This window comes from Bacteroidota bacterium (genome assembly GCA_016706255.1).
In the GTDB taxonomy this organism is placed as follows: Bacteria; Bacteroidota; Bacteroidia; order Chitinophagales; family BACL12; genus UBA7236.
Genome location: JADJJZ010000003.1, coordinates 264,577 through 290,328 on the forward strand (window position 1 = coordinate 264,577; position 25,752 = coordinate 290,328).

Annotated in this window: 20 protein-coding genes and 1 pseudogene; 11 read left to right on the forward strand and 10 right to left on the reverse strand. The window is 36.7% G+C overall.

Annotated features, from left to right (window positions below):
* Positions 1–363: 363 nt before the first annotated feature.
* The gene (locus IPI65_02855) at positions 364–1,491 is read right to left on the reverse strand and encodes a site-specific integrase (GenBank protein MBK7440483.1); all 1,128 of its coding nucleotides are present in this window, start codon (positions 1,489–1,491) and stop codon (positions 364–366) included.
* Between the two features lie 357 nt (positions 1,492–1,848).
* On the opposite strand from IPI65_02855, the gene IPI65_02860 reads away from it, so the two are divergent.
* The 7 genes and pseudogenes from IPI65_02860 (at position 1,849) to IPI65_02890 (ending at position 9,198) form a co-directional block, all read left to right on the forward strand.
* On the forward strand, positions 1,849–2,412 hold the full coding sequence (locus tag IPI65_02860) for a LemA family protein (GenBank protein MBK7440484.1): 564 nt from the start codon (positions 1,849–1,851) through the stop codon (positions 2,410–2,412).
* A gap of 70 nt (positions 2,413–2,482) precedes the next feature.
* Positions 2,483–3,174 (forward strand): annotated as a pseudogene (locus tag IPI65_02865) (zinc metallopeptidase).
* A gap of 154 nt (positions 3,175–3,328) precedes the next feature.
* Positions 3,329–3,769 (forward strand): 50S ribosomal protein L13, encoded by a 441-nt coding sequence (gene rplM, locus IPI65_02870; GenBank protein MBK7440485.1) that lies wholly within the window; start codon positions 3,329–3,331, stop codon positions 3,767–3,769.
* 7 nt (positions 3,770–3,776) lie between these two features.
* Complete coding sequence (gene rpsI / locus IPI65_02875; GenBank protein ID MBK7440486.1) at positions 3,777–4,163, forward strand: 30S ribosomal protein S9; 387 nt, start codon at positions 3,777–3,779, stop codon at positions 4,161–4,163.
* Between the two features lie 18 nt (positions 4,164–4,181).
* Positions 4,182–5,060, forward strand: a complete 879-nt coding sequence (gene rpsB, locus IPI65_02880) for a 30S ribosomal protein S2 (GenBank protein MBK7440487.1) — start codon at positions 4,182–4,184, stop codon at positions 5,058–5,060.
* 85 nt (positions 5,061–5,145) lie between these two features.
* On the forward strand, positions 5,146–5,982 hold the full coding sequence (locus IPI65_02885; protein ID MBK7440488.1) for an elongation factor Ts: 837 nt from the start codon (positions 5,146–5,148) through the stop codon (positions 5,980–5,982).
* A gap of 171 nt (positions 5,983–6,153) precedes the next feature.
* Positions 6,154–9,198 (forward strand): SBBP repeat-containing protein, encoded by a 3,045-nt coding sequence (locus IPI65_02890; GenBank protein ID MBK7440489.1) that lies wholly within the window; start codon positions 6,154–6,156, stop codon positions 9,196–9,198.
* Positions 9,199–9,664: 466 nt separating this feature from the next.
* Here IPI65_02890 and IPI65_02895 read toward each other — a convergent pair whose 3' ends face one another.
* Entirely contained in the window at positions 9,665–12,628 is a 2,964-nt protein-coding gene (locus IPI65_02895; protein ID MBK7440490.1) for a GH92 family glycosyl hydrolase, read from the reverse strand.
* A gap of 226 nt (positions 12,629–12,854) precedes the next feature.
* Between IPI65_02895 and IPI65_02900 the strand changes: the two genes are divergently transcribed.
* Positions 12,855–14,114: a T9SS type A sorting domain-containing protein gene (locus IPI65_02900; protein MBK7440491.1), complete on the forward strand. Its 1,260-nt coding sequence runs from the start codon at positions 12,855–12,857 to the stop codon at positions 14,112–14,114.
* Here IPI65_02900 and IPI65_02905 read toward each other — a convergent pair.
* The 3 genes from IPI65_02905 to IPI65_02915 are packed head-to-tail and all read right to left on the reverse strand — an operon-like array spanning position 14,111 to position 16,532.
* Positions 14,111–15,058, reverse strand: coding sequence for an ROK family protein (locus IPI65_02905; GenBank protein ID MBK7440492.1), 948 nt, complete (start codon positions 15,056–15,058; stop codon positions 14,111–14,113). The genes IPI65_02900 and IPI65_02905 overlap by 4 nt on opposite strands.
* 25 nt (positions 15,059–15,083) lie before the next feature.
* Entirely contained in the window at positions 15,084–15,527 is a 444-nt protein-coding gene (locus IPI65_02910; GenBank protein MBK7440493.1) for a DUF1572 family protein, read from the reverse strand.
* A gap of 6 nt (positions 15,528–15,533) precedes the next feature.
* Positions 15,534–16,532: an NAD-binding protein gene (locus tag IPI65_02915; GenBank protein ID MBK7440494.1), complete on the reverse strand. Its 999-nt coding sequence runs from the start codon at positions 16,530–16,532 to the stop codon at positions 15,534–15,536.
* A 215-nt stretch (positions 16,533–16,747) separates the two neighbouring features.
* Here IPI65_02915 and IPI65_02920 point away from each other — a divergent pair, with 215 nt between their 5' ends.
* Positions 16,748–17,515 carry a TerC family protein gene (locus IPI65_02920; protein MBK7440495.1) on the forward strand — a complete coding sequence of 256 codons (768 nt, stop codon included), beginning with the start codon at positions 16,748–16,750 and terminating at the stop codon, positions 17,513–17,515.
* A gap of 51 nt (positions 17,516–17,566) precedes the next feature.
* Here the strand turns inward: IPI65_02920 and IPI65_02925 are convergent, their stop codons facing one another.
* Complete coding sequence (locus tag IPI65_02925) at positions 17,567–18,811, reverse strand: ABC transporter permease (GenBank protein ID MBK7440496.1); 1,245 nt, start codon at positions 18,809–18,811, stop codon at positions 17,567–17,569.
* Positions 18,808–19,179 (reverse strand): 30S ribosome-binding factor RbfA, encoded by a 372-nt coding sequence (rbfA, locus tag IPI65_02930; protein MBK7440497.1) that lies wholly within the window; start codon positions 19,177–19,179, stop codon positions 18,808–18,810. Before rbfA ends, IPI65_02925 begins: the two co-directional genes overlap by 4 nt.
* A gap of 72 nt (positions 19,180–19,251) precedes the next feature.
* Between rbfA and IPI65_02935 the strand changes: the two genes are divergently transcribed.
* Positions 19,252–21,069: an ABC transporter ATP-binding protein gene (locus IPI65_02935; protein ID MBK7440498.1), complete on the forward strand. Its 1,818-nt coding sequence runs from the start codon at positions 19,252–19,254 to the stop codon at positions 21,067–21,069.
* Positions 21,070–21,150: 81 nt separating this feature from the next.
* On the opposite strand, the gene IPI65_02940 is transcribed toward IPI65_02935, so the two are convergent.
* The 3 genes from IPI65_02940 to IPI65_02950 form a co-directional block, all read right to left on the reverse strand.
* Positions 21,151–21,780 (reverse strand): hypothetical protein, encoded by a 630-nt coding sequence (locus tag IPI65_02940; protein ID MBK7440499.1) that lies wholly within the window; start codon positions 21,778–21,780, stop codon positions 21,151–21,153.
* A 598-nt stretch (positions 21,781–22,378) separates the two neighbouring features.
* Complete coding sequence (locus IPI65_02945; protein ID MBK7440500.1) at positions 22,379–23,419, reverse strand: hypothetical protein; 1,041 nt, start codon at positions 23,417–23,419, stop codon at positions 22,379–22,381.
* A gap of 54 nt (positions 23,420–23,473) precedes the next feature.
* Positions 23,474–25,063, reverse strand: a complete 1,590-nt coding sequence (locus IPI65_02950) for a M1 family metallopeptidase (GenBank protein MBK7440501.1) — start codon at positions 25,061–25,063, stop codon at positions 23,474–23,476.
* Between the two features lie 94 nt (positions 25,064–25,157).
* Here IPI65_02950 and IPI65_02955 point away from each other — a divergent pair, with 94 nt between their 5' ends.
* Positions 25,158–25,646, forward strand: a complete 489-nt coding sequence (locus IPI65_02955; protein ID MBK7440502.1) for a biotin/lipoyl-binding protein — start codon at positions 25,158–25,160, stop codon at positions 25,644–25,646.
* Positions 25,647–25,752: the final 106 nt, after the last annotated feature.

Genomic DNA, 25,752 nt, shown 5'->3' on the forward strand with positions numbered 1-25,752 from the left:
ACTCTATTTATTATTAAGGTTTTCGGCTACTCCTTTTTGTATTTGTATCGCTGTAATGTGCATTAACTTGTGTCCATAGGCATATGAATTATTTTTTACTTAAAGGTTCAAAGTTAACTGTCAAAGTATAAGAATTGAACCGTTTTATTCTTATAGTTTGTTTTTTCTTCTTTGTTTTCAATATGTCAATTCTCTTCTCCGTTGGCATTGTGGTCTGTTTTAGTTTTGCAGGTAACAATATATTTGCGAATATACACAACTTGAACAATTTTGCCTAAAAATCATAATTCATTGATTATCAATAGTAAAACTTGCGCATTTTTGGATATAAATCAATGCGGGAGTTGCGCAAAGCCATTTTGATCAAAGACCTCTACGCATTAATTTATCGAGCGGACTTTCAATTGAACCCAATGATTTTCGGGAAACATGGGTGTATATTTCTGTGGTTTTTAAACTGGCATGGCCCAGCATATTTTGAATGTAACGAATGTCGGTTCCGGCTTCCAATAAATGTGTTGCAAAACTGTGACGCAAACTATGAAAACTTGCCGGCTTTTTAATGTTAGCCAATTGTTTGGCATTTTTAAAAACTTCCTGAATGCTTCGTACACTGTAAGTTTCACCATATTGGCCCTCAAATAAATATACCTTTGGTTTATACTTGACAAAATACAATCGCAAATTTTCCAGTAAAACCGGCGAAAGCGAAACATACCGATCTTTGTAACCTTTAGAATTTCGTATATGAATTAACAGTCGCTCACTATCAATGTCGGTTAACTTCAAATTGACAACTTCACTTATTCTAAACCCGGCGCTATATGCAAGATATAATATTGCACGGTGTTTTATGTTTTCTAATGCGGCTAATAACCGATAAACCTCATCTTCACTTAAAATATTAGGTAATTTATTGGGCTTTTTAGGTCGCGGCAAATCGTAAACACGACGTGCCTGCTTTAACACTTTTTCAAAATAAAATTTAATTGCGTTAATTCGTCCATTGGTTGCAGAAGCACTAATTTTTTCCTCTTTTATCCCATGTAACATATATTGCCGTATTTGTTCACTTGTTATTTCTTGCGGACTCAGCCCATTGTAATAATTCAAAAATCTGAGAAAATCGGAACGATAGTTCTTTCTTGTATTGATGCTGTAATTCATTAATAATAACTCTTCATCAAACCGAATTAAAGCGGCTAATTGCTCATTGTTATTTGATATTAGCGCATGTGCCGAATTATCAACAATCGTTGAGTGCTCATCCGGTTTTACAATAATTAATTCGTAATCATTTGCTTCACTGAACAATTGTTTCAAAAACTGAAAATGTGGCTTCGTGTACGCAACATACCAACAACTGTGCGTTTTACTCCATTTGCCACCCGTTTTTTTAAGCGCGTTTACAAGTGTAGCATCATAAGCAAATTCGATTTTAATTTGTTGCTCACCTCTATGGTGGAAAGCACTTAGTGTAACTTTTTTCATTTTAAGGGTTTAAACAATTCAAAAGTATGTACAATATTTTAAATAATTGGATACGGTATTCCGAAAAGTTGGATTATGTAAAATTGATGGAAAGTGATCTATGCCGGGCATTTTTTTTATTAATTGCTTCAATAATAAAATGTGTTGGTGTCGACTAAGCCTAATCTAGCCCCGATAGAAGTGGAAATTGCTTGCGAGGAACGAGCAAACAATTGCAACGGATAGCGGGTGCCAAATGAAATTAGGGAGCGAAATTTTGCTGCTTCAAATAATTTTATTTCCCAAACCGGGCTCGGGTTTACAATATATCTTTTCCATATTCGTCATCTTATTATCTTTACCTGAAATATCACAGCCATGTTACTTATACCTATTATTATTATTGTTGTATTGTTGCTCATTATTGTGGGTTTGTACAATACCCTTGTTGGTCGCAAAAACCAAGTGGAAAATGCGTTTGGAACAATTGATGCCATGCTTAAGAAGCGCTTCGATTTAATTCCAAACCTTGTTGAAACCGTTAAACAATACATGACCTACGAGCAGGATACGCTTACTAAAATTGTAGCCCTGCGCAATTCTATTCAGCAACAACCCAATATGCCTGCTCAGGAGCGCATCGGACTGGAAAATCAGCTTACCGGTTTGCTTAGCAATTTGCGTATTGCGGTTGAAAATTATCCGGACTTGAAAGCGAATAACAGTTTTATTCAATTACAAAGTACCTGGACCGAAATTGAAGAACAAATTTCTGCTGCGCGACGTACTTACAATGCCGCCGTAACTGCCTATAATAATTCAGTGGAAATGTTTCCAACCAATATTATGGCAAACATGATGGGTTATAAGCGTAAAGAGGTGTTAACAATTGAAGAAGCAGAACGCAAAAATGTTTCTGCCAAAGATTTGTTTAACAATTAATTAAGAAACTTTTTCCCGATTTTTTAGTTATACTATTATTCATTTAATAGTTTAAAATCAGGAGAGTAAAATGATAGGTTCCGGTGCGATGGTGATCGGTTTGGTTTTTATGGTTATCGGATTAATTGTGAGTGGTATTTTAAAAAGTAAAATTGCTAAATACCAGCAAATTCCGGTAAAAGGTGGTTTAACGGGTAAAGATATTGCTGAGCGGATGTTATCGGAAAACGGCATTCACGATGTGCAGGTGGTTTCGGTGCCCGGACGGTTGAGCGACCACTATAACCCCCTCAATAAAACAATTAACCTCAGCGAAGATGTTTACAGTCAAAGTAACGTTTCGGCCGCTGCAGTAGCTGCACATGAATGTGGACACGCGGTTCAGCATGCTACGCAATACAGTTGGCTGCGCATGCGCAGTCAGTTAGCCCCTGTGGTAGGTTTTGCTTCAGGATGGGTAATGTGGGTGATACTTGCCGGCTTATTAATTGCAGGCAGTTTGGGTCAAACGCTGTTACTTGCCGGTATTATATTATTCGGAATGATAACGCTGTTCAGCCTTATTACACTTCCGGTAGAAATTGACGCCAGCAACAGGGCTATAAAATGGCTGCAAGGCAGCAGTGTTGGATTACCATGGAAATGGCCAACGCCCGCGATACCTCAAATTGGGCCGGTTATACTTATGTAGTTGCTGCTATCGGCTCGCTTACTACCCTCATTTATTACATACTTTTGTTTATGGGTAGAAGGAGTGAGTAATAAAAAAGTGCAAAAATTTTACTGATAATCAGCGAGTTATGAAGGTGACTCGCTTTTTTTTGTGCATTTTCCTTGTATTTTGAAAGGGGTAAAGGTATCTTTGCTGCCCCGTAGATAAAACGGGTATTTTAAAACAGTTAACAAAAACCATACAGTGGATACTTTAAGTTACAAAACCAGATCGGCCAATGCGGCAACAGTTACGCATGATTGGTGGCTGATAGACGCTGACGGTCAGACTTTAGGTCGCCTGAGCGCAAAAGTAGCTGCCATCTTAAGAGGTAAAAACAAACCGTATTTTACCCCTCATACTGATTGCGGTGATTACATTATCATTATCAATGCCGAAAAGGTAAAACTTACCGGTAAAAAAATGCTGGAAAAAGAGATTGACTGGTATACAGGATACCCTGGTGGCCGTAAGGTTGCCAATCCTAAAACAGTTTTAGCTAAACAACCGCATAAATTGTTGGAACGCTCCATCAAAGGCATGTTACCGCACAACAAACTCGGTTCTGCCATGTATAAAAAATTGTTTGTGTATGCAGGTACTGAACATCCGCATGCCGCTCAAAAACCTAAAACATTAAAATAATTACAGCATGGAAACAATAAATGCAGTTGGCAGAAGAAAAAATGCGGTTGCCCGTGTTTTTCTTAAAAAAGGCAAAGGAACTATTACCGTAAATGGTAAAGATTATAAAGAATATTTCGCAGCGAAACACTTATTGCACAATGTTACTGATCCACTGGAAACAGTAAATATGGCTAATGATTTCGACGTAGTTGTAAACGCAACAGGCGGTGGCATTAAAGGTCAGGCAGAAGCTGTTAAAATGGGGATTTCAAGATGTCTCGTTAAAATGAACGAAGAGTTAAAACCCGCATTAAAAGCAAAAGGTTTTCTCACTCGCGACAGTCGTATGGTGGAAAGGAAGAAATTCGGTCTTCACGGTGCACGTCGTGCTACACAATTCTCTAAACGTTAATCGAAAAAGCGAAATCAAATGGAAAAATTATCATATAACGAGTTATTGGAAGCCGGTGTACACTTTGGACACTTACGTAAAAAATGGAATCCGAAAATGCTTCCTTATATTTTCATGGAGAAAAAAGGTATTCACATTATTGACCTTTACAAAACTCTTGAAAAATTAGATGAAGCTGCTGCAGCTTTGAGAAATATTGCACGCAGTGGTAAAAAAATCATGTTTGTTGCCACAAAAAAACAGGCAAAAGAAACAATGGAAGAACAAGCACGCCGCGTTGGCATGCCGTTCGCAACCGAACGTTGGTTAGGTGGTATGCTTACCAACTTTACTACCATTCGTAAAAGCATTAAAAAATTACAAACTATCGAAAGAATGTTGTCTGACGGTTCGGCAGAAAACATGACCAAAAAAGAGCGCCTGGTGTTAAGCCGCGAACGCGATAAATTGGAAAAAGTTATCGGTGGTGTTGTTCAGTTAAACCGCTTACCTGCTGCTTTGTTAATTGTTGATATCGGACATGAACATATTGCCATTGCTGAAGCACACCGTTTAAATATTACTACTTTCGGTATGGTTGATACCAACTGTGATCCTAATAAAGTTGATTTTGCAGTTCCTGCAAATGATGACGCAGCTAAATCAATTGCCATTGTTGTTAAATATTTAACCGATGCAATTGTTGAAGGTTTGGAAGAACGTGCTAAAAACAAAGAAGAAATGGAAGATGCACGTCACGACGGCAGAGACGAATTTTCTGACAAGGATGAGGAAATCAGACTTGCAGGTGAAGAAGATGCTGACGGACAACGCAAAGGCCCAAGAGGTAAAGGTGGTCCAAGAACAGCAGACAGAAAACCTGGTGCTCGCAGACCAATGACTCAGCGCAAGAAATAATTTGTTTTTAAATAATACTTAATAAACAAAACCCTTCCACCTGAGGCGGAAGGGTTTTTTAAAATAAACAAAAAGGAGAATAATTATGTCAGTTACAATTACTGCCAGTGATGTAAACAAATTGCGTCAAATCACAGGCGCAGGTATGATGGATTGCAAAAAAGCACTTGGTGAAACAGGTGGTGATTTTGAAGCAGCAATCGACTATCTGAGAAAAAAAGGACAAAAAGTTAGCGAAAAACGCGCCGATCGTGAAACAAACGAAGGTGTTGTTATTGCTGTAACAAACAATGATGGTACTTTCGGTACTATTATGGGACTTGGTTGTGAAACCGATTTCGTGGCTAAAAATCAGGATTATATCGATTTCGCAAAATCTATTTCTGATATGGCTATGGCAAATAAATCTGCAACAAAAGAAGATTTACTTGCTTTAACAATGGACGGTATTACCATCAGCGAAAAAATTGCTGAACAGGTTGGTAAAATCGGTGAAAAAATTGATATCACTGATTATGCCTTATTAACCGGCGAAACTGTTGTTGCTTACAACCACTCAAATGGTAAAGTAGGTGTGTTGGTTTCCCTCAATAAAAAAGGTGATGCCATTGTTGCTGCAGGTAAAGATATTACCATGCAAATTGCTGCAATGTCACCAATCGGTATCGATAAAGATGATGTGCCTGAAGAAGTTAAAACCCGCGAAATGGAAATTGGTCGCGAACAGGCTCGTGCTGAAGGTAAACCTGAAGCTATTCTTGAAAAAATTGCAACCGGTAAACTGGAAGCATATTTTAAAGATGCCACTTTGTTAAATCAGAAATTTGTTAAGGATAACAGCAAATCTATTCGCGATGTATTAGCATCTGTTGAAAAAGATTTAACTGTTACTGCTTTCAAACGTATTGGTTTAGGAGCTTAATTTTTAAAATCAACATAATTATACGCCGCTGGATTTACTTCCTGCGGCGTTTTTGTTTTACAGGCAGCTGACTTGTGGGGCAACGTAAACCGCTTATTTGTAGTCTAACTAAAAATGGTATCTTTATCTACGAAACAAAGCAACTATTTCATGCGGTCAATATGCACACACATGACCTTATGGATAATGCTGTTGTGTTCTATGTCGTTATACGGACAGCAGGCGCAATTGCAAACATCTGTAAATCAGTCTTCTGATATACTTTTTATTGAAAATAAAGGTCAGGTTATAAATGAAAATGGCCGGCCGGCAACGGATGTACTTTTTGTAATGAAGCAACCTGATTTTTCAATCTTCATTTATAAAGATGGATTGAGCTATCAGTTTACAAAAAACATTGGAGCTGCACCTTCTCAAATACCAACTACTTTAACTGATTTAATGGAGGATTTTCCATTAAATGAACTACTCATAAGCACACATCGTGTTGATGTTAAATTTCAATCGGCAAATAAAAATGCGGTTGTAACACCAATGCTAAAAAATATTTACACCGAAAATTATTTTGGTAATGCTGATATCACCAATATTGCTTCCTTCGAAAAAATTGTTGTAACAAATATTTATTCCGGAATCGATTGGGTATTATATCAATTGGATGGAAAATTAAAATATGATTTAGTTGTGCATCCCGGTGCAAATGTGCAGCAAATAAAAATGGAAATTATTGCTGCGGATGAAACTGTTTTACTCAACGATGATCATCTCCAAATAAAAACAACACTTGGTGAAATTAATGATGCCGGTTTATTGTGTTATACAAAAAATACAGGTGTACACATAGATAGTAAATTTGAATTAAAAAATAATGTGGTGCAATTTAATATTGCTGATTATGATGCATCACAAACATTAATTATTGACCCTTCACTCGATTGGTCTACTTATTATGGTGGTTTTGGTGAAGATGCTGTTAACGGAATGGAAGTGGATTTGGATGGTAATATTTTAATTACCGGCTATACCAGCAGCAGTAATAATATAGCTGCACTAGGTTATAAAAATAGTTATTTGGGTGGATTTTTTGATGTGTATGTTGCAAAATTGAACAACAGCGGACATCGCATTTGGGGCACTTATTTTGGTGGTAATAAAGGAGATTATGGAACAGAAGTAGCCGTAAATCAAATTAACGAAATTTATGTAACCGGATTTACATTCAGTGCCAATTTTGAAACTACACCCGGCGCACATCAGGAAGACCTTGGGAATAATTACGATGCATTTTTATTTAAATTAACAGAAGATGGTGATTTAATGTGGTCGACTTTATACGGCGGCGGCAATTATGATTATGCACGTGGTTTGGCAATAGATACATCCGGTAATATTTATATTTCGGGTTCAACTTCCAGTGGTTCTGCTATTGCAAGTGGTGGATGGCAAAATATTAAATCAGGTGGTGATGATGAATTTCTTGCAAAATTTGATGGCAATGGTGTTCGCCTTTGGGCAACTTATATGGGTGGAGAAGCAGGTGATTACAGTCGCGCTGTAGGTGTTGATCACAACAATAATGTATATATGGTTGGCTATACTGAAAGCACAACCGGAATTGCTTATAATGGTTTCGATGAAATTTGGAGTGGCAATTATGATTGTACACTCACAAAATATGATGAAAACGGATTGATGATTTGGTCTACTTATTTTGGTGGGAATGGAGAAGATAATGCCAACGGAATTGCATTTGATATTAATGATAATATTTATGTCGCTATTCAAACCGGAACAAATACCGGATTAGCATTGGATGGTTATCGCGGAACAAGTGGTGGCGGAATTGATGCCATGCTCGCAAAATTTAATTCCGATGGTAACAGATTGTGGTCAACGTATTATGGCGGCGCAGGTGAGGATATGGCAAAAGCTGTTGCTGTTAATAATGAGTATGTTTATTTATGCGGACATACTTCTTCTACTTCAGGAATTGCACAATATGGTTATCAAAATACCAATGGTGGAATTCGTGATGTGCTATTAACAAAATTTGATGTATTCGGTAATTTTTATTGGGCAACTTATGCAGGCGGATATTGGGATGAATACGGAAGAACAATAGATATTATTGATGATGAACATGTAGTTTACGGTGGAAAATCATTTAGTTGGGATTTTCCTACAACGCCGGGCGCACATCAAAAATATTATGGTGGTGGTCCTGCAGATGGTGTTGTGCAACATGTTTACGATTGCGCAAGTGCAGAAGTTTATTATGCCGATTTTGATGGTGATGGTTATGGTGCAGCTGGGACAAATATTTTATCTTGTAATACTATACCGGGTTTTGTTTTAAATGGCGATGATTGTAATGATACAGTAAATACCATTAATCCTGCCGCAATAGAAATATGTAATGGTATTGATGATAATTGCAGTGGATTGATTGATGAAAATTTAGTTACAGCAAACATCACTGCTTTAGGTGTTACTACTTTTTGTCAGGGTAATACTGTTGTATTACAGGCCGATTTTGGAGTAGGATATTTATATCAATGGCGAAAAAATGGTGTTGATATAATTGGAGCGACCGGACAAAATTACACGGCTGGTGCAACAGGGGCATATACTGTTTTAGTTTCTGTTGCGGGAAGTTGTTCTGCAATTTCTGCTTCAATATCAGTAACCGTTAACAAAAAACCCAAACCTGCAATTACTGCTTTAGGTAGTTTAGATATTTGTTTAGCCGGAAGTGTAAATTTAAAAACGGCAAATAAAGTAGGCAGCACTTATCAATGGTATAAAAATGGAATTGCAATTGCAGGTGCTACAAGCAATTTGCACACAGCAACTGCAGCCGGAAATTATTATGTGCGTGAAACAAGTGCAGCAGGTTGCGTAAAAAATTCCACATCAGTTGTGGTAACCAGCAGTTGTAAAACAGGTGCAGATGATAATTATCTGTTTACAGTTTCGCCAAATCCGGCAAATGATTTTATCACTATTTATTTTGAAGCGTCAATTTCTGAAAGCAAGGACGCGGAAATATTCTTATATAACGAACTTGGCCAGGAAATTTTACATATTCAGGAAACGATGTCCAACCATGGTTTAAATAAAACAATACAATTACCGGCAGGCATTGCCACCGGTATGTATGCTATAAGAATTATCGTAGATGGGAAAACATATCAGCTGCCGATAATAGTGCAGTGATTTAATTAGCTAATTAGCTGATTAGCAAATTAGCTGATGGGGTTCATAGTTGGAATGAAAATTATGCTCAAATTCGAATGGTGAATTAACTCAATTTTTTTTAACCGCGGAGGCCGCAGAGAAAATACACGCAGAGGAAACACAGAGGGATGATTAGTAAAGTCGAATTTTAAGCTATACATGTTAATTAAAAACTATCAATATCATACCAACTCAAAATTCTCCGTGCGCTCTGTGGGCTGTTTCTCCGTGACCTTTGTGGTTACTTTACTCAATAATTTGAAATAAATCCAACCTTAAATTTAGCTCCGAATGAAATACTTACTCAAAATCGGCTGTTCCAATGATAATTAATCACATTACGAGTCGGGCTAATATTGATTAACCCCAACGAGAGCTCCGAATGAACTACTTACTCAAAATCGGCTGTTCAATTAGCACATTGGTACATTCTCACATTGGTACATCAATTCACCCAAACCTCATCACAAAAAATCCATGAATTCCCACCTTTTCCCGGATGCCAATCGGGCACAGTGCCGTAATTAATAGCTTTAAATTTGATATACCTTGCTGTTGTAGCAGGAAAAGTAGTTGTTAAATTTTGAATTTCTTTTGAATCATAATTATCTGCAGCAACTGTATTTTTAATTGTTGTGAGTAAGGTGAATTTTTTGCCATCATCAGACACATAAATTTCCAAAACAGATGGCATCCAAACCCAACTCCGAACATCCTGCAAAAAACCTGCACCTGCTGAAGTAAATGTTTTTTTAGCACCGCAATCTAATACCACTTCCATATTCTCTCCCCACCAGCCTTGCCACATACCTGTTCTGAAATCGCTACTGCCGTGTAAACCATCAATTAAAGCAGTGTTACCACCGGCGGTATATTGTTTATTATAATTGGTAATATAATTAACCTGATAATTATTTTCCCGTTGTGTGAATTTTGCTGTAACTACACCTGAACAGTATAATTTTCGGTCATCCATACAATATGTTGCTTTAATTATTGAGGTAGATGCTATTTTAATTGTGATTGGTTTGTCAGTTAAAGCAGTCAAAATTCCCGGTTCATCATTAATGGTGTAATAAATATAACCCAATATCATATCTGAAGCAATGGTAATTGTTGCTTCGCCGGTGAAACTGGTGCCGGGCCCTGTAATAATTGGAGCATGCATTGCACCCGGCTCAACAATATTTTTACTTTGACGAACACTCAGGTTTTTATTATCCGTAAAATTAAATTCCAACGAACCGCCCTGCATTATTTGCTGATGTGAAATTGAGTAACCGTTAACTGCAGTTCCATTTAATTTGGACGAGGCGAGATAAATACTTTTATCAGTTCTGTTATTGGTGGTAATGGTAAATTTTTTATTGTTTTCTAATTGAATTACAACTTTATCGAAAATAGCGGCGCCAAAATCATATTTCGGAAGGCCCGGACAAACCTGATATAATCCCATTGCACTTAATACATACCACGCACTCATTTGTCCGCAATCTTCATTGCCAATTAATCCGTCAGGTGTGTTTTTATAAAACTCCCGCATTATTTTATCGACATAAAATTGTGTTTTATAAGGTGTTGATGTGTAATTAAATAAATAAGCATAATTGTGACTCGGTTCGTTGCCATGTGCATATTGTCCGATTAATCCGGTAATATCCGATTGCACCCGTCCTGATGTTGCTGAAGTTGTTGTAAATAATTCATTCAGGTGTTTTTCAAACGCTGCACTTTCTTTAATGGCCTGCGGGAAAAAAAATGCATATTGCCAGGCATTCGCTTCCGTATAATTAAAATTCACTTCAGTAGGATCAAACGGACTATACCATCCGCCATTAAAACGTGGACGTGCAAATTGATTGTCCATTAAGTTTTTATAATTGCTACCTCTGTTTGTAAAATATGTTATTTCCTCAAATGGAGCTTTTACTAAATTCGCCATTTGTGCAATACACCAGTCATCATAACTATATTCCAAAGTTTTTGAAACGGATTCAGGTTCTTCATTGCTCTCAATAAATCCTTTTTCTTTATAAAAACTTAATCCGTAATGATCGGCCATGGCACTGCTTTTCATGGCTGTGTAAGCCTTTTGTAAATCAAAATCATTAATTCCCTTCACAGCAGCATCTGCAATTACGCTTACTGAATGATAACCAATCATACATTCTGTTTCATTGCCACTTAACTCCCAAACCGGTAATCGCCCGCTCTGCTCATATTGTGCAATAAAAGTATTGATAAAATCATTTGTTCTGCTTGCATCTGTAAGTGTGAGTAAGGGATGTAAGGCTCTGAATGTATCCCATAATGAAAACACCGTGTAATTATTAAATGTTTGGGAAACATGAATGGTATTATCACGGCCGCGGTATTTATCATCAACATCTTCATAAATATTTGGAGCGAGCATGGTATGATAATAGGCAGTATAAAATATTACTAAATTATTATCGGGGTCGGTAAGTGATTTTTTTTCATCAGCAGCACTACTTACAGCTATTTTACTTAATTCATAATTCCAGATATAAGCGGCTTCATTTTTTACTTTATCAAAATCCCAATCGGGAATTTCTGCCTGCATATTTTTCCAGGCGCCTGCACAATTAACCGGCGATAATGCACATTTTACCAAAAGTGTTGCATTGGCAGAAGTATTGAACGTAAAAAATGCTTTTAAATCTGTACCACTTAAAATAATTGGGCGGAAACCTTGGCCAGCAGTTTTTTGTAATAAATTAGAATCGGAAACGCCTGCAATGGTAAATGGTTGTGAAAATTCTATCGCAAAATATAACCACTGATCTTTTGCCCATGAGGAGGATCGACGTAAACCTTGAATTTTAGTTGGAGATATTACTTCAATATAACTTCCCTCCAACAATAAATCGCGATGTGTTAAATCTAAAATTACGTTTGATTCTTTGCCCGGTATAAACGTATATTTATGTAGCCCAACCCTTGCTGTGGCAGTTAATTCTACATTAATTTTTTCATCATTTAAAATTACCTGGTAATACCCGGGGCTTGCTTTTTCATTAGCATGCGAAAAGGTAGAAGCATATCCCTTTTTGGTATCGTTATTTACACTACTAATTGTAGTGGGAATTCCTGAGGTGGGCATTAATAAAATGTCACAATAATCTGCCACACCGGTACCGCTTAAATGGGTATGTGAAAAACCATAAATAATGCTGTCGCTATAATGGTAACCCGAGCAGCCATCCCAATCGTTGTATCCATCAGGGCGAGTGTCGGGACTTAACTGCACAAACCCGTAGGGCAGGGTAGCACCGGGAAAAGTATGGCCATGTCCGCCTGTTCCGATAAATGGATTTACATATTGGGTGAAATTTTGAGCCAGGGCAATTTGGGAAATAAAAACAAAAAGGAGTGTAAATCGTTTCATGGCATGAAGTTAAAAAAATTGGGATGAACAAATTATGGTTACGCACGTTTTTTCCCATATTGGGGAATATATCTACAAAACCAACTGAACATTAATTTCGTATATAGATTTTTTTTTAGAAATTGGCTTGTTTTACGGCTTTTAATTATATTTACTTTTTGATAGCACAATTATTGTAAATAATTGATTGTTAGCACACTACCATCTATAAAACGTTTTTTTACATATGTTAAGATTCATCAAACTCGGACTCCTCGTGTTAACACCGTTTTCTTTTACATTTGGTCAAAAAGACTGTTCATTTGACAATACCGGAAAAATTCCGCTCATTGATTTGGCCGGCGGATATTTTAATGGAGTGGCCGGCGGACTTTACCCCGGAGGTACAAATAGCAGACCACCTGAACATCTTGCAAAATGTATTGAACATGTTTCATTAATTCAACCATTAAATACAGCAGGCAATCCTGACCCGAATGGTAAAGTTGTAATGTTGGGTATCGGCGCAAGTAACCCAATGGTGGAATTTCAGCAATTCAAGGAATTTTCAGAAGCATTTGATCCACTGAATGATGCATTGGAAATTATTAATGCATGCCAGGGTGGAATAGCCATTCAAAAAATGTATGAAGCATCCGATACTTTTTGGATTGGTGTAGATAATTTACTTGAAGATAACGGATTGAACCCAAAACAGGTGCAGGTAATTTGGGTGGAACAAGAAAACACCAATAGTTATGATACACTTTTTAATACCGCAACAACTGCATTGGTAAATGATTTTTTGCGTTTAATGAAAGTTATTAAACTTAAGTTTCCGAATGCTCAAATTTGTTATGTTTCTGCCAGAACTTATGCCGGCTATGCTGATCCTATAGATCCTGAATTATCAAAAGGGTTATTATACCCACGCGATTATTTTAACGGATGGGCAATAAAGCGACTGGTTGAAAATGTAATTAATGCAACAGGCGAATATGATTACGAAGGTGTGGATGCAATAATTCCGCTGGTTACCTGGGGCACTTATAATTGGACTGATGGATCAACACCACGTAATGATGGAATGTTTTTAGATTGCTACGAAGATACTGATCCCGATGGTTTACATTTGTCAGGCGTTGGTGAACATAAATTCGGGGAATATATGTTCGAATATTTTAAAACAGATACCACTGCTCAATATTGGTATTATGATGAAGGATTTTTAGATATTAAAAATCAGGATTTAGCAAAAAGTGAAATAATGATTGTGCCGAATCCGGCAAGTGGCAATACAATTAAATTTAATGCCACAGCCTTTTTACCAAATGAACAGATTAATTATCAGATTGCTGATGCAACAGGTAAATTAATAACAACAGGCATTGGTTATGGTAACGAAAATATTGATATTACAATAAATGATTTACCATCCGGTTTATATACCATAAATGCATTTGCAGAAAGTGGCGTTGCAGCGGGTCGGTTTATTGTAACCCATTAATTTAAATCTTTCCAGATAAGTGAAGCGCTACCTAAAATGGCTGCTTCACTTTCTTTTAATCCTGATGGCACGATCGGGATTTTATTTTTATATATCGGCAGCAAATAACTTTCGAAACTTTTTATTGTTGGTTTAAAAATTAAATCCCCGGCCTGTGCTAGTCCGCCGAATAAAAATATTTTTTCAGGTCGCGTATAACAAACTGAATTACTTAATGCGAACCCAAGAATTTCACCTGTTTTTTTAAATGCTTCCATAGCAATGGTATCACCTTCAATTGCTTTTTTATAAATTTCAGCACTATCTATCATATTACCGATACTGGTTCTAAACTCATCCAGATTTTGGTTGCGCACCAATTCATAATATGTTTTTACAATACCGGGTGCACTTACATATTGTTCCAAACAGCCTCTTCTGCCACAAGGGCATTCACGGCCATTTCTGTAAACAATGGTATGCCCTAATTCACCGGCCAGGCTATCATAACCGTAAGCGATATTTCCATTTACCACAATCCCACTTCCTAAACCTGTACCTAAAGTGATAAACAAAAAATCTTTCATGCCTTTTGCAGCACCAAAATACATCTCGCCAATTGCAGCAGCTTTTGCATCATTCGTTAAGGCAACAGGTAAGGAAAATGTTTTTTCAAAGTATTTTTTCAGCGGAATTACACCCTGCCATGGAAGATTTGGTGCAAAATCGATGGTGCCTTTATAATAATTGCCATTAGGCGTGCCAATACCAACACCTACCAGCTTAACACCTAGTGTTGAACATTGCTCCTGCGCCCATTTATACAGGTCAGCAGGTAACATTTCCGGGTTGGGGTAGCCCTTGGTTTTCGCTTTGTCGGTCGCTAAAATGTGGCCATTGTGGTCAACAATACCAAATTTTATCCCGGTTCCACCTATGTCAATTCCTAAAACTACCTCGTTCATTTAGCTGTTTTGCGGTAAAATTAAATTATTTGTTCAATAATCGGCGATGATAGTTGATTTGACCCTGGTGATAAGCCAAATGTGCCAGCAAATGGAACAACACATAATTTATCGTTTTACCTGCTCCAAATTTATCGGTTGGATATATATTAGCAGTACTTCCGTCTTCCATTTTATCAAAGGTAGTTGACACTACATCCGAAGTAATGGTAAGCAGCGATATTAATTCCGTTTTCGGAATATCTTTTAAACTGAATTCAGCATCACGGTCGCGCACATACGGTGTGTCACCTAAAATTGCACCAACAAACAAACGTAAATTTCCGGCTAAATGCAGTGCAAGATTTCCGGCACTATTATTAATTCCGGGAGCAACTTTCCAAATATCCTGTTCATTGGTATAGGCAGTAATATCATCAACTGCCATTTTTAAATACCGTGCATACATTTCATTTAATTCTTTGAGCATATTGTTTTATTTAAATAATAAAATGGATTGATTAATCTGTTTTTTTGAACCCATAATAATTACTCCGTCGCCAACCTGAATAGCAGCGGTAGGTCCCGGATTTAAAATATATTTTTCCGAACCTGATTTAATACCAATTATTGTAGCACCTGTTTTTTTCCAACAATCCACTTCACCAACTACCAGGTTTTTTTCAGCACTGATTTCCTGTATAATAAAATCATCGCCGGTAGAGGTGGACATAATATCAATAAATTCTTCAATATCCGGATTGTTCACCAGCATGGCCATATGCGCTCCGCCTATTTTATCGGGCATAATAACATTTTTTGCTCCCGCACTTTTTAATTTTTTAATGGAGGTTACATGTGTGGCGCGACTAATAATTTTAATTTTCGGATTTAACGATTTTGCGGTAAGACAAACAAATACATTTAATGCATCATCAGGCAAAGTTGTAATAATTGCATCTGCAACCATTATTCCTGCACTTAACAACGTTTCATCTTTGGTGGCATCAGCTTGAATAAAATGATAGCCGGTTACTTCAGGATGTTCCTGTATTTTATTGATATCATTTTCAATAATCACCAAACCATCACTTGTTTTATTTAATATACGTGCGGCTTCTCTGCCATTTCTGCCAAATCCGCAAATAATGGTATGCCCTTTTAATGTATCGATATCTTTTTGCATCTTATATTTTTTATAATAACGTATAAATTCTCCATCTAAAAAATATCTTGAAATTTGAGTAATAAAGTATCCAAATATTACCAGGCCTGCCACAATTAAAAATATGGTAAATATCTTCCCTTCATCACTCAATGGATGTACCTCCGAAAACCCAACCGTTCCCAAAGTGATTATGGTCATATAAAAGGCATCCAGTAACGAAAAATGTTCAATCAGCATGAACCCGACAATGCCTATAAGTATAGCGCCACCTAATAAAAATAAAGCTAAATAGGTTTTTTGAAACGGATTATTTCCCGAAAATTTCATTTTTAAATAATTGGAAGTGGCAAGGGTAAAATTAACAGTAAAAATAGGATTCAAGTGCAAACAAATGTCACCGATATCAATTTAAAGTAAGGGTTGGATAGCAAAATCCAATTCGCATATTTTGCGCGCTATTTCGTCATTAAAGCAGGTTGTGGAATAACTGCCTTTGCAAAAGCAGATTTTATGTAAGATTTTTGCAGCTCAAGAAAAGAAACATGGATTTTTCAATATTTGCACATGCTGATGCCTGGATTGCCCTCTTAACCCTTACGGTACTTGAGATTGTACTGGGTATAGACAACATCATTTTTATCAGCATCCTCTCTACAAAACTACCTGAAGCGCAACAAAAACCTGCCCGTCGCTGGGGTTTGGGCCTGGCAATGGGTACCAGAATCCTGTTATTACTATCCATTAGCTGGATTTTAAGCCTGCAGGAGGACTTGTTTAAAATTGGCTCCATGGGCATTTCCGGTCGCGACCTGGTGCTCCTTTCGGGTGGTTTATTCCTTATTTATAAGGCAACCACCGAAATCCACGCCAAAATTGAAGGCGATGAACACGATGAGGAGGCAAAAGTGAAACGTCCTTCCTTTATGTCTATCATTCTCCAGATTTTATTGCTCGATATCGTGTTTTCACTCGATTCCGTTATCACAGCAGTAGGTATGGTGGATGCCGATAAGGTGATAATTATGATTTTGGCTGTTATTATAGCCGTGGGTATTATGCTTTTTGCCGCAGACCCAATCAGCAATTTTGTCCAAAAACACCCAACCGTTAAAATGCTCGCCCTCTCATTTTTAGTGATGATCGGCGTTAGTTTACTTATTGAAGGTACAGGAGGCCATGTTGAAAAAGGATTTATTTATGTTGCAATGGGCTTCTCGGTTGTAGTTGAAATGCTCAATTTGCGCATGCAAGCCAAGGCCAAAAAACGTAAGGAACAGAAAAATTTAGACGAAAACGAATTTGGTAATTAATACAAATAAAAATATTATAGCAGCCCGGTAGCTTTTAGTTACCGGGTTTTTTTATTCACTTTTAAATAACCACTTTTGACGCGCTGCCATATACGCCGGAAAATACGCTGCCGCACATCCTACAAATAATACCGTTAAAAATACATTCACATAATCTTTCCATTCCAAAGCAATAGGATAGGCAGTTACCACAAATGTTCCCTGTCCAGGAATAGTTACAATGCCAAATTTCATTTGTAAATAACACAAAATTGTAGCGAGGGTAAATCCGATACCAATACTTACTAAAGTTTGTAAAATACCCTGAATAAAAAATATATTGCGAATAGTAGATTCAGTTGCACCTAACGAACGTAAAATACCAATGTCTTTTTTCTTGTCAATTACCAGCATCGCAATTGAACCAATCATATTAAATGCAGCAATAATAAAAATGAATGTCAGAATAAAATACACAGCCCATTTCTCCGTGCGCATTACACGATACAAAAATTCATTTTGCATGAAGCGGTTTTTAACCACATAATCATCACCCATTATTGCACTAATACGTTTCATTATGGCATCAACTTCTTTCGCAGATGTTGTTTTAATTTCTAAAGAACTCACTTCGCCATTTTCATATTCTAATAAACTGCGAATAAATGGCAAAGAAGTAATTACATATTTACTGTCAAATTCCTGCTGAATTCTAAATACACCCATAGGCTGAATACCGCGCTGCACAAAGGTGTTACGCGGATTTGCTGATGGTTTTGCACCCCGCCGCGGCATAAAAATCTGAACAGCGGGATAATCTAAACCCAAACTTACATTTAAAGTAGATGCCACACCGGAACCCATTACGGCGCAATCTAAATTGTAATTCAAATAATTATAGTTTAAAATATATTCACCATAAAAAACACTATCGTCAACTGCAGTAACATAACGATACATGGTATCCACACCTTTTATAGTTGCAATATGTTCCTGTTTATTGTAAGCGAGTAAAACATTTTCTTCCAGCGTTTCAGAAATATAAGATACACCTTCCAATTGTTGTATTTGTGCAATTTTGGTGCTGTCAGGAACAAAAACTTTTCCTACTAAAGGTGTTATGGTAATATCCGGATAAAAAGTGCTGTATAATCGCGCAACTAAATTTTCGAAACCATTAAACGCAGATAAAACAATAATTAAGGATGCACTGCCAATAATAATTCCCGACATCGATATGCCTGAAATAATATTAATGGCGTTAGTCGATTTTTTGGAAAAGATATAACGCCAGGCAATCCTTAACGTAAGTTTCATTCAGATGCGTTATTATTATCTTCTTCCTTATTTTTTTTGAATAACTCCTCTAAGCGGTAAACATTATCTAATGTATCGTCGAGAAAAAATTGCATTTCCGGAATTATTCTTAATGCATTACGCATAATATGCCCAAATCGCCTGCGGATATCTCTGATATTGCTATTCAGCTTTTCTACAACTGCTTCACCTTCATTTTTATCAAAAACACTTACATAAATCTTACAGGTCTGAAGGTCACTGGTAATTTTCACTTCTGTCACCGTTACAAACTTATTACCGTAATAATTGGCGCCCTCCTTTTGCAGAAAAATGCTCATTTCGTCCTGCACCAGTTGATTTATCTTCTTTTGTCGTCTGCTATCCATAATGTGCTAAGTTACTGCGTTTCTTGCATTCAGTAACAGCCCGAGGGAGATTTTGTAAATTTGCCGTTGATTATGAAAAGTTTCCTAAGGATAATGAAGTATGTAGGCCGGTTCAGGAAGTATGCCATCCTGAATTTTGTGTTCAACCTGTTTTATGCCTTTTTCAATCTGTTTTCGCTGTTAATGATGATCCCTTTCCTCCAGATTATTTTTAACACCGTTCCACCACCAACCCAAAGGCCTGAATTCGAATGGAGTGCCATGGGTTTAATCAAATCGCTGAATTACACTTTTGCACTATATGTAAATGAACATGGACCCTATCAGGGTTTAATAATTGTTTGCGTAGGTGTAATTGTGATGTTTTTACTTAAAAACATTTTTCGTTATAACGCATTGTTTTATCTGGCTCCTTTAAGAACCGGTGTTGTGCGCGAATTACGTCAGGGTGTATTCGATAAAATTTTGCAGTTACCAATTTCCTATTTCAGCGAAACCCGAAAAGGAGATATCATAGCAAGAATGAGTACCGATGTTAAAGAAGTGGAAAATAGTATCATGAATACCATTGAATCTACTTTCCGCGATCCGGTTACCATGCTCATATTTTTTATTGCACTTATGATGATGAGTTTTGAGCTGACCATTTTTGTTTTAATTCTGATTCCTATCGCCGGATTTGTTATCGGCAGAATTGGTAAATCATTAAAACGTAAATCACATCGCGAACAAAAACAATTGGGTTACCTCATGTCGCTGTTTGAGGAATCATTGTCCGGCTTGCGCATCATCAAAGCCTTTAATGCTGAAAGATATCAGAAAGGAAAATTTTTACGTGAAAACAGAGAACTGGAATCCCTCGCAACCAAAGCCGTTCGCCGCTGGCAGGTTTCCAGTCCGCTGATCGAATTTCTGAGTATTTGTATGACCTCCGCATTATTATATTATGGTGGAAGTATTATTTTAGATGGCGATCAGGGTTTAACAGGTGAATTTTTTCTCACTTATATTTTGGTATTTGCTAATATGTTAGGCCCTGCAAGAAATGCTGCAAATGCATACATTTATATTCAACGTGGTATCGCATCACTCGAACGTATCGAAAGTATTATGGATGCCGAAATTAATATCAAAGAAAGTTTGCATGCTACTAATATCAAAACATTTGAACGCGCCGTTGAATATAGAAATGTAAGTTTTCAATATGCAGAAGCACCCGTTTTAAATAATATTAGTTTAAAAATCGAAAAAGGAAAAATGGTGGCGCTGGTTGGTCCATCCGGTTCCGGAAAATCCACCTTTGCCGATTTATTAGCAAGATATCACGACGTTACATCAGGAGAAATATTAATTGACGATTACAATATTCGCGATTTACGAATTGGCAGTTTGCGCAATCAATTAGGTATTGTTACGCAAGAATCCATTTTATTTAACGACACTGTATTTAATAACATCGCGTTTGGTATCGACAACGCCAATGAAGACGATGTAATTAAAGCAGCAAAAGTGGCCAACGCACACGATTTTATTATGCGTTTGGAAAATGGTTATCAAACCGTAATCGGCGATCGTGGCAGCAAGTTAAGCGGTGGCGAACGTCAGCGTATTACCATTGCCCGCGCCATTTATAAAAATCCGCCAATCCTGATTTTAGATGAAGCAACTTCTTCCTTAGATACCGAAAGCGAAAAACTGGTGCAGGATGCCTTATTTAAACTCATGAAAAACCGTACCTCAATTGTAATTGCGCACAGACTTTCAACCATTCAGTTTGCTGATGAAATTATTGTTATGCAGGAAGGAAAAATTGTGGAAAGAGGAAACCACACTGCCCTTATTGCAAAAAATGGTTTATACGCTAAGCTGGTGGAAATGCAGGCGTTTTAAATTTCCATTCTAAAAGAACTTAATTGAGGTTAAAGTAGTAAAAGGAAAATTGAAATTCTCATTATAATAAACACCTCCTATTTATAGTTTAAAATTAATTATGAGAACAAGAGGTAGCGTAAATGCAGTATATATATTTACAAATTCAGGATCAACTATAGATGGCTTTTCCGGATATAAATCTGTAACTGGTAAATAAGTTCTGGTATTGCTTATTTTTTCAACAATTAGTGCGAGTGAACTTTCTGTTGTAAGATTTATTCTATCATTAATTTTAAATCCAATGCCCAACAATGGTGCAATACCTAATTGTTGAGTAGTATTTATATTTCCGTTTGCATAACCACTATTGTAATAATTAACATCGTTATCGACGTTGGCTGTTCTTCCAATTATGTCAACTCCGTAATACATTAACCATTTTTCAGAAATCGATTTTACTTGCTCTAAACCAATACTCAAGTTAAGGTCAAAACTTTTGTTTTGATATGTATTGGAATCTTCCTCTAAACTTGGAATTGGAAAAGAATTACTGAAACTACTTCCAAAAGCGGCGCGGAAATTCCATTTGTTAAATAAACGCTTATATGTAATTATATTTAATGGAATATCCGGGTAACTATATTCACTAAAAAGCAAATGTGTTTTTATTAAATAACTAGCGTCAATTCCCAGTTGATTTTTATAAGTTTTAGAAACCCAACCTGGCAAAAAAAACCAGGGGGGGAAAAAAAACCGGGGGAGGGGGGGAATTTTTTTAATTATAAAGAGTGTGTTAATAAAAAATAAAAAAAAAAAAAAAAAAAAGGGGGGGTGAAAAACAAAAAAAAAAAAGTTAAAAAAAAACCAGGCCCTCCCGGGGGGGCCAAGAGGGGGGGGGTTAAAGGAAAAAAAAAAAAAAAAATTTTACATAACAAAAAAAAAAAAAAACAAAAACCGGTTTTCAATTTTTACGGGTATAAAAAATAGAAAAATAAAAACAAAACCCCGCCCCCCCAAAAGGGGAGGGCCCCCAAAAAAGAAGGGGGTTGAACTTCTTCTTCATGCGCCAATTAATCTGCAGTTTAGTGACATGGCACTTGCACCATAATAACCGTTTTCCGCTGTTTTGTATTCGGTTAGTTTTTATACTTTATTTACTTTGATGTCAGTTAGGGGCTATACAAGAAGTTATCAAATATAGTATGTAAAATTTATTAATCAGCAACATTGAAGTCAAAATATACTATTTTGATACAGGGCTCTAAAATGGGACTTGACAAAAAAGAGGCTGAGTTTAGCTCAGCCTCTTTTTTAAAAGGTAATAATATTAATAATCCCCTTCATCCGAAGTGCCAAGCTCTTTTAACACATTCGTAATGTAATCAATAGAAACCTGCAGCGATTGTTTAATTTGAGGATTCGTTTCATTTTCCATTGCTGTTTGATAGGTTGGAATCAATCCACTCAAAATATTCGAAGCCGTAAACGACATCCAGAAATTCTCATCGTCTGCTGCTATTTTTTTCAACTGATCAACACCTGCATTAATTACATATGAATCAGTCATGCGCTGTAAAAACGGCTCGTAGTTCAACATCGTAAAATAACTTTCGTAACCGCTGGCGTTTTCAAATTGTTCAATAAAATAAGCATTATCAATTGCATCACCACTTCCACCTAAAATACTCATTACACTGTAAGAAATGTTAAAGTTGTCGATGGTTTTATATTTACGCGCAATTTCTAAACCTGCTTTTTCATCGTTATTAAATATGGCAAACATAGCAGTAGAAACTACCGTGTAAGAACTGTCATTTAATGCATTGTTATAAACTGTCCATGCATCAATTCCTGTAATTTCTGCTAATTTGCTCAGTGCTGCTGAACGAACATAACTACGTGGATCGTTCTTCGCCATATCCAGAATTTTATCCTTAATTGCCTGTGTGGTATTTTCATCAATTAAAAGTGTATCCACGGCAGTCTGACGAATAAACCAATGTTTATCATTTAATGCAGATTCAATTAACTGACGGTAAGCAATATTTTCATATTGATACATGGAAACATTTTCAACCGCTTCCATTCTGTCTTTAAATAATGGCGCATTGTTGTATTGAAACACAAATTCATCAAGCGATTTGTTGTCATATTTACTGCAAAGCAACATCTTTTCCGCATCCACATTCACCAAATCAGGCCTTGTTGCTGCAGGGAAAGTAAATATCTGAATGGCTTTATCTACAATAATATTTTTGCGCTCAACTTTACCATTGCTGTATATATCAACTGCCATTGGCAACACATAAATCGGAGCAATCGTAGTATCCTGATTTTGATAAATGGTAACAATTTGTTGCTGATTCACATCATCATATTCATAATAAATACTTAAATCCGGGTGACCTTTATCTAAAAACCACTAATTAAAAAACCAATTTAAATCTTCACCACTTACAGCTTCCATCGCCAAACGTAAATTGTTGATTTCAACTGAACTGTACTTATTGTCTTCCAAATATTTTTGTAATCCTGCAAAAAATGCTTCGTCACCTAAATATTTACGCAACATATGTAAAACACGTCCACCTTTAGCATAAGAGTGCGAATCAAACATGTCTTCACGTGTATCATAATTAAATCGAATTAAATCAACCTGCTTGTAGCTAGCTTCATCCAGATAAGTATTTAGATCGTTCATGCCTGCGTAATCAGCATCATCTCTGCCATATTTATATTCTCTCCATAAATATTCACCATAAGTAGCAAACGATTCGTTTAAAGGTAAATTACTCCAGCTTTCAGTAGTAACTAAATCGCCAAACCACTGGTGAAACAATTCATGTGAAACTACATCTTCATAATTTTCGTCCAATCTTTCGCGTGCATGTTGTTGTAAAAATTCACCGTGAATTGTTGCTGTTGTATTTTCCATTGCACCACTCACATAATCACGCACAACAATCTGACTGTATTTCGGCCACACATATTTTACACCTAATATATTAGAATAAAATTCTATCATTTCAGGTGTGTTGCCAAAAATACCTTTTGCATCATCAGCAAATTCTTTTTCTACATAATAATTTACCGGAATACCTTTCCACGTATCTTTCACTATGGTAAATTCACCAACTGCCATCATAAATAAATATGGTGCATGTGGTAAATCCATTTTCCAATTATCGGTGCGTGTGCCGTCAGCATTCTTTTTTGAACTTGCTAAAACACCATTCGATAATGTTTGATATTTATCTTCAACCGTTATAAAAAAACTATTCGTGCAACGTTCATTTGGTTTGTCAATTGTAGGGCACCAGCACGATGTAGCCTCAGTTTCACCCTGGGTCCAAATTTGTTGTGGTTTATCTTTTTCCTTGCCTTCATTATTAATAAAATACAAACCTTTATCCGATGTAATTGCAGCACTTCCACCAACAGGTAAATCATTTGGCTTAGCAATATAATCAATATAAATTGTGTATTCTTCCGTGCGTTTAAATTCCCTTGGCAACGTAATTACCATTTGCATGGTATCAATTATCGAATCGGTATTGTATGTATATTTTAAAGGTGTTTTTACATTACCTGCAACCAAAGCAACTTCTTTAATAGTAAGTCCTTTTGCATCAAGTGTTAAGGTAGAAGTCGGATAAAAATAAGGTTTAAATGTCAACGTCGCTTTTCCATACATCCATGCTTTTGCCCAGTCAAATGAAACTTCCAATCGTGTATTAATTAAATCATTTACACGTTTTTCAGAACCGCGATAAATAGCAGCACTCCACGGACTGCTCGCAGTGTCTGTATTATAATAATCATATTCATAATCACCTTCGCTGTCGTAGTCACCATAATAATCACCTTCGTAGTATTCATCCTGAATAGCCACATTCGAAATTGTATCTACTTCACCAAGGTATTCCTCAGTTTTATACAATTTTTTAGTCGGGTCACACTGGTAAAATAAAACCGCCAAAAGTGCGGCAATCATAACAATTTTAAATTTCATAGTTTTATTTTTGTTTCTCGTTTCAAGAGGTGGTAAAGTTAAACATTCCGAGCTACCTTTAAACGATTTTGCACCAATATCTAATATCTCAGCAATGTATAAAGTAAGTGTAAACGGCAATAAAAGTTTTTCTGTTGAGGGTAATACAGTCGACGGACAGCAGGTTTTAACCGATATTATTGCACTCGAGGACAGGTTTTTTCATCTGCTTTCAGATGGTAAATCTTATAATATTGAAGTGGTAAAGGCCGACAAAGCGAGCAAACTCGTTACCCTTAAAGTAAATGGCAATATTTACGAAGTCAGTGCAAAAGATAAATTCGACCTCCTCATGGACCAAATGGGCTTCTCATCTGCCGATGCCGGAAAAATCAAAGAACTCAAAGCCCCAATGCCCGGCCTCGTAATCGAAATCCGCGTCAGCGCCGGCGATACAGTCAAAAAAGGCGACCCAATCATCGTGCTCGAAGCCATGAAAATGGAAAACGTCCTCAAAGCAACCGGCGAAGGCACCGTAAAATCCATCGAAGTCCAAAAATCCCAAAGCGTAGAAAAAGGCCAGGTCCTAATCATTTTCGAGTAAATAAAAATTTTCCCTTTTTGGAGCAGCACCATCCCCCTTCTAATATACTTCCCAACCTGCTTTCCGCTGCAACGGGCCTCAACATCACAATTAAGCCTCAAAACCC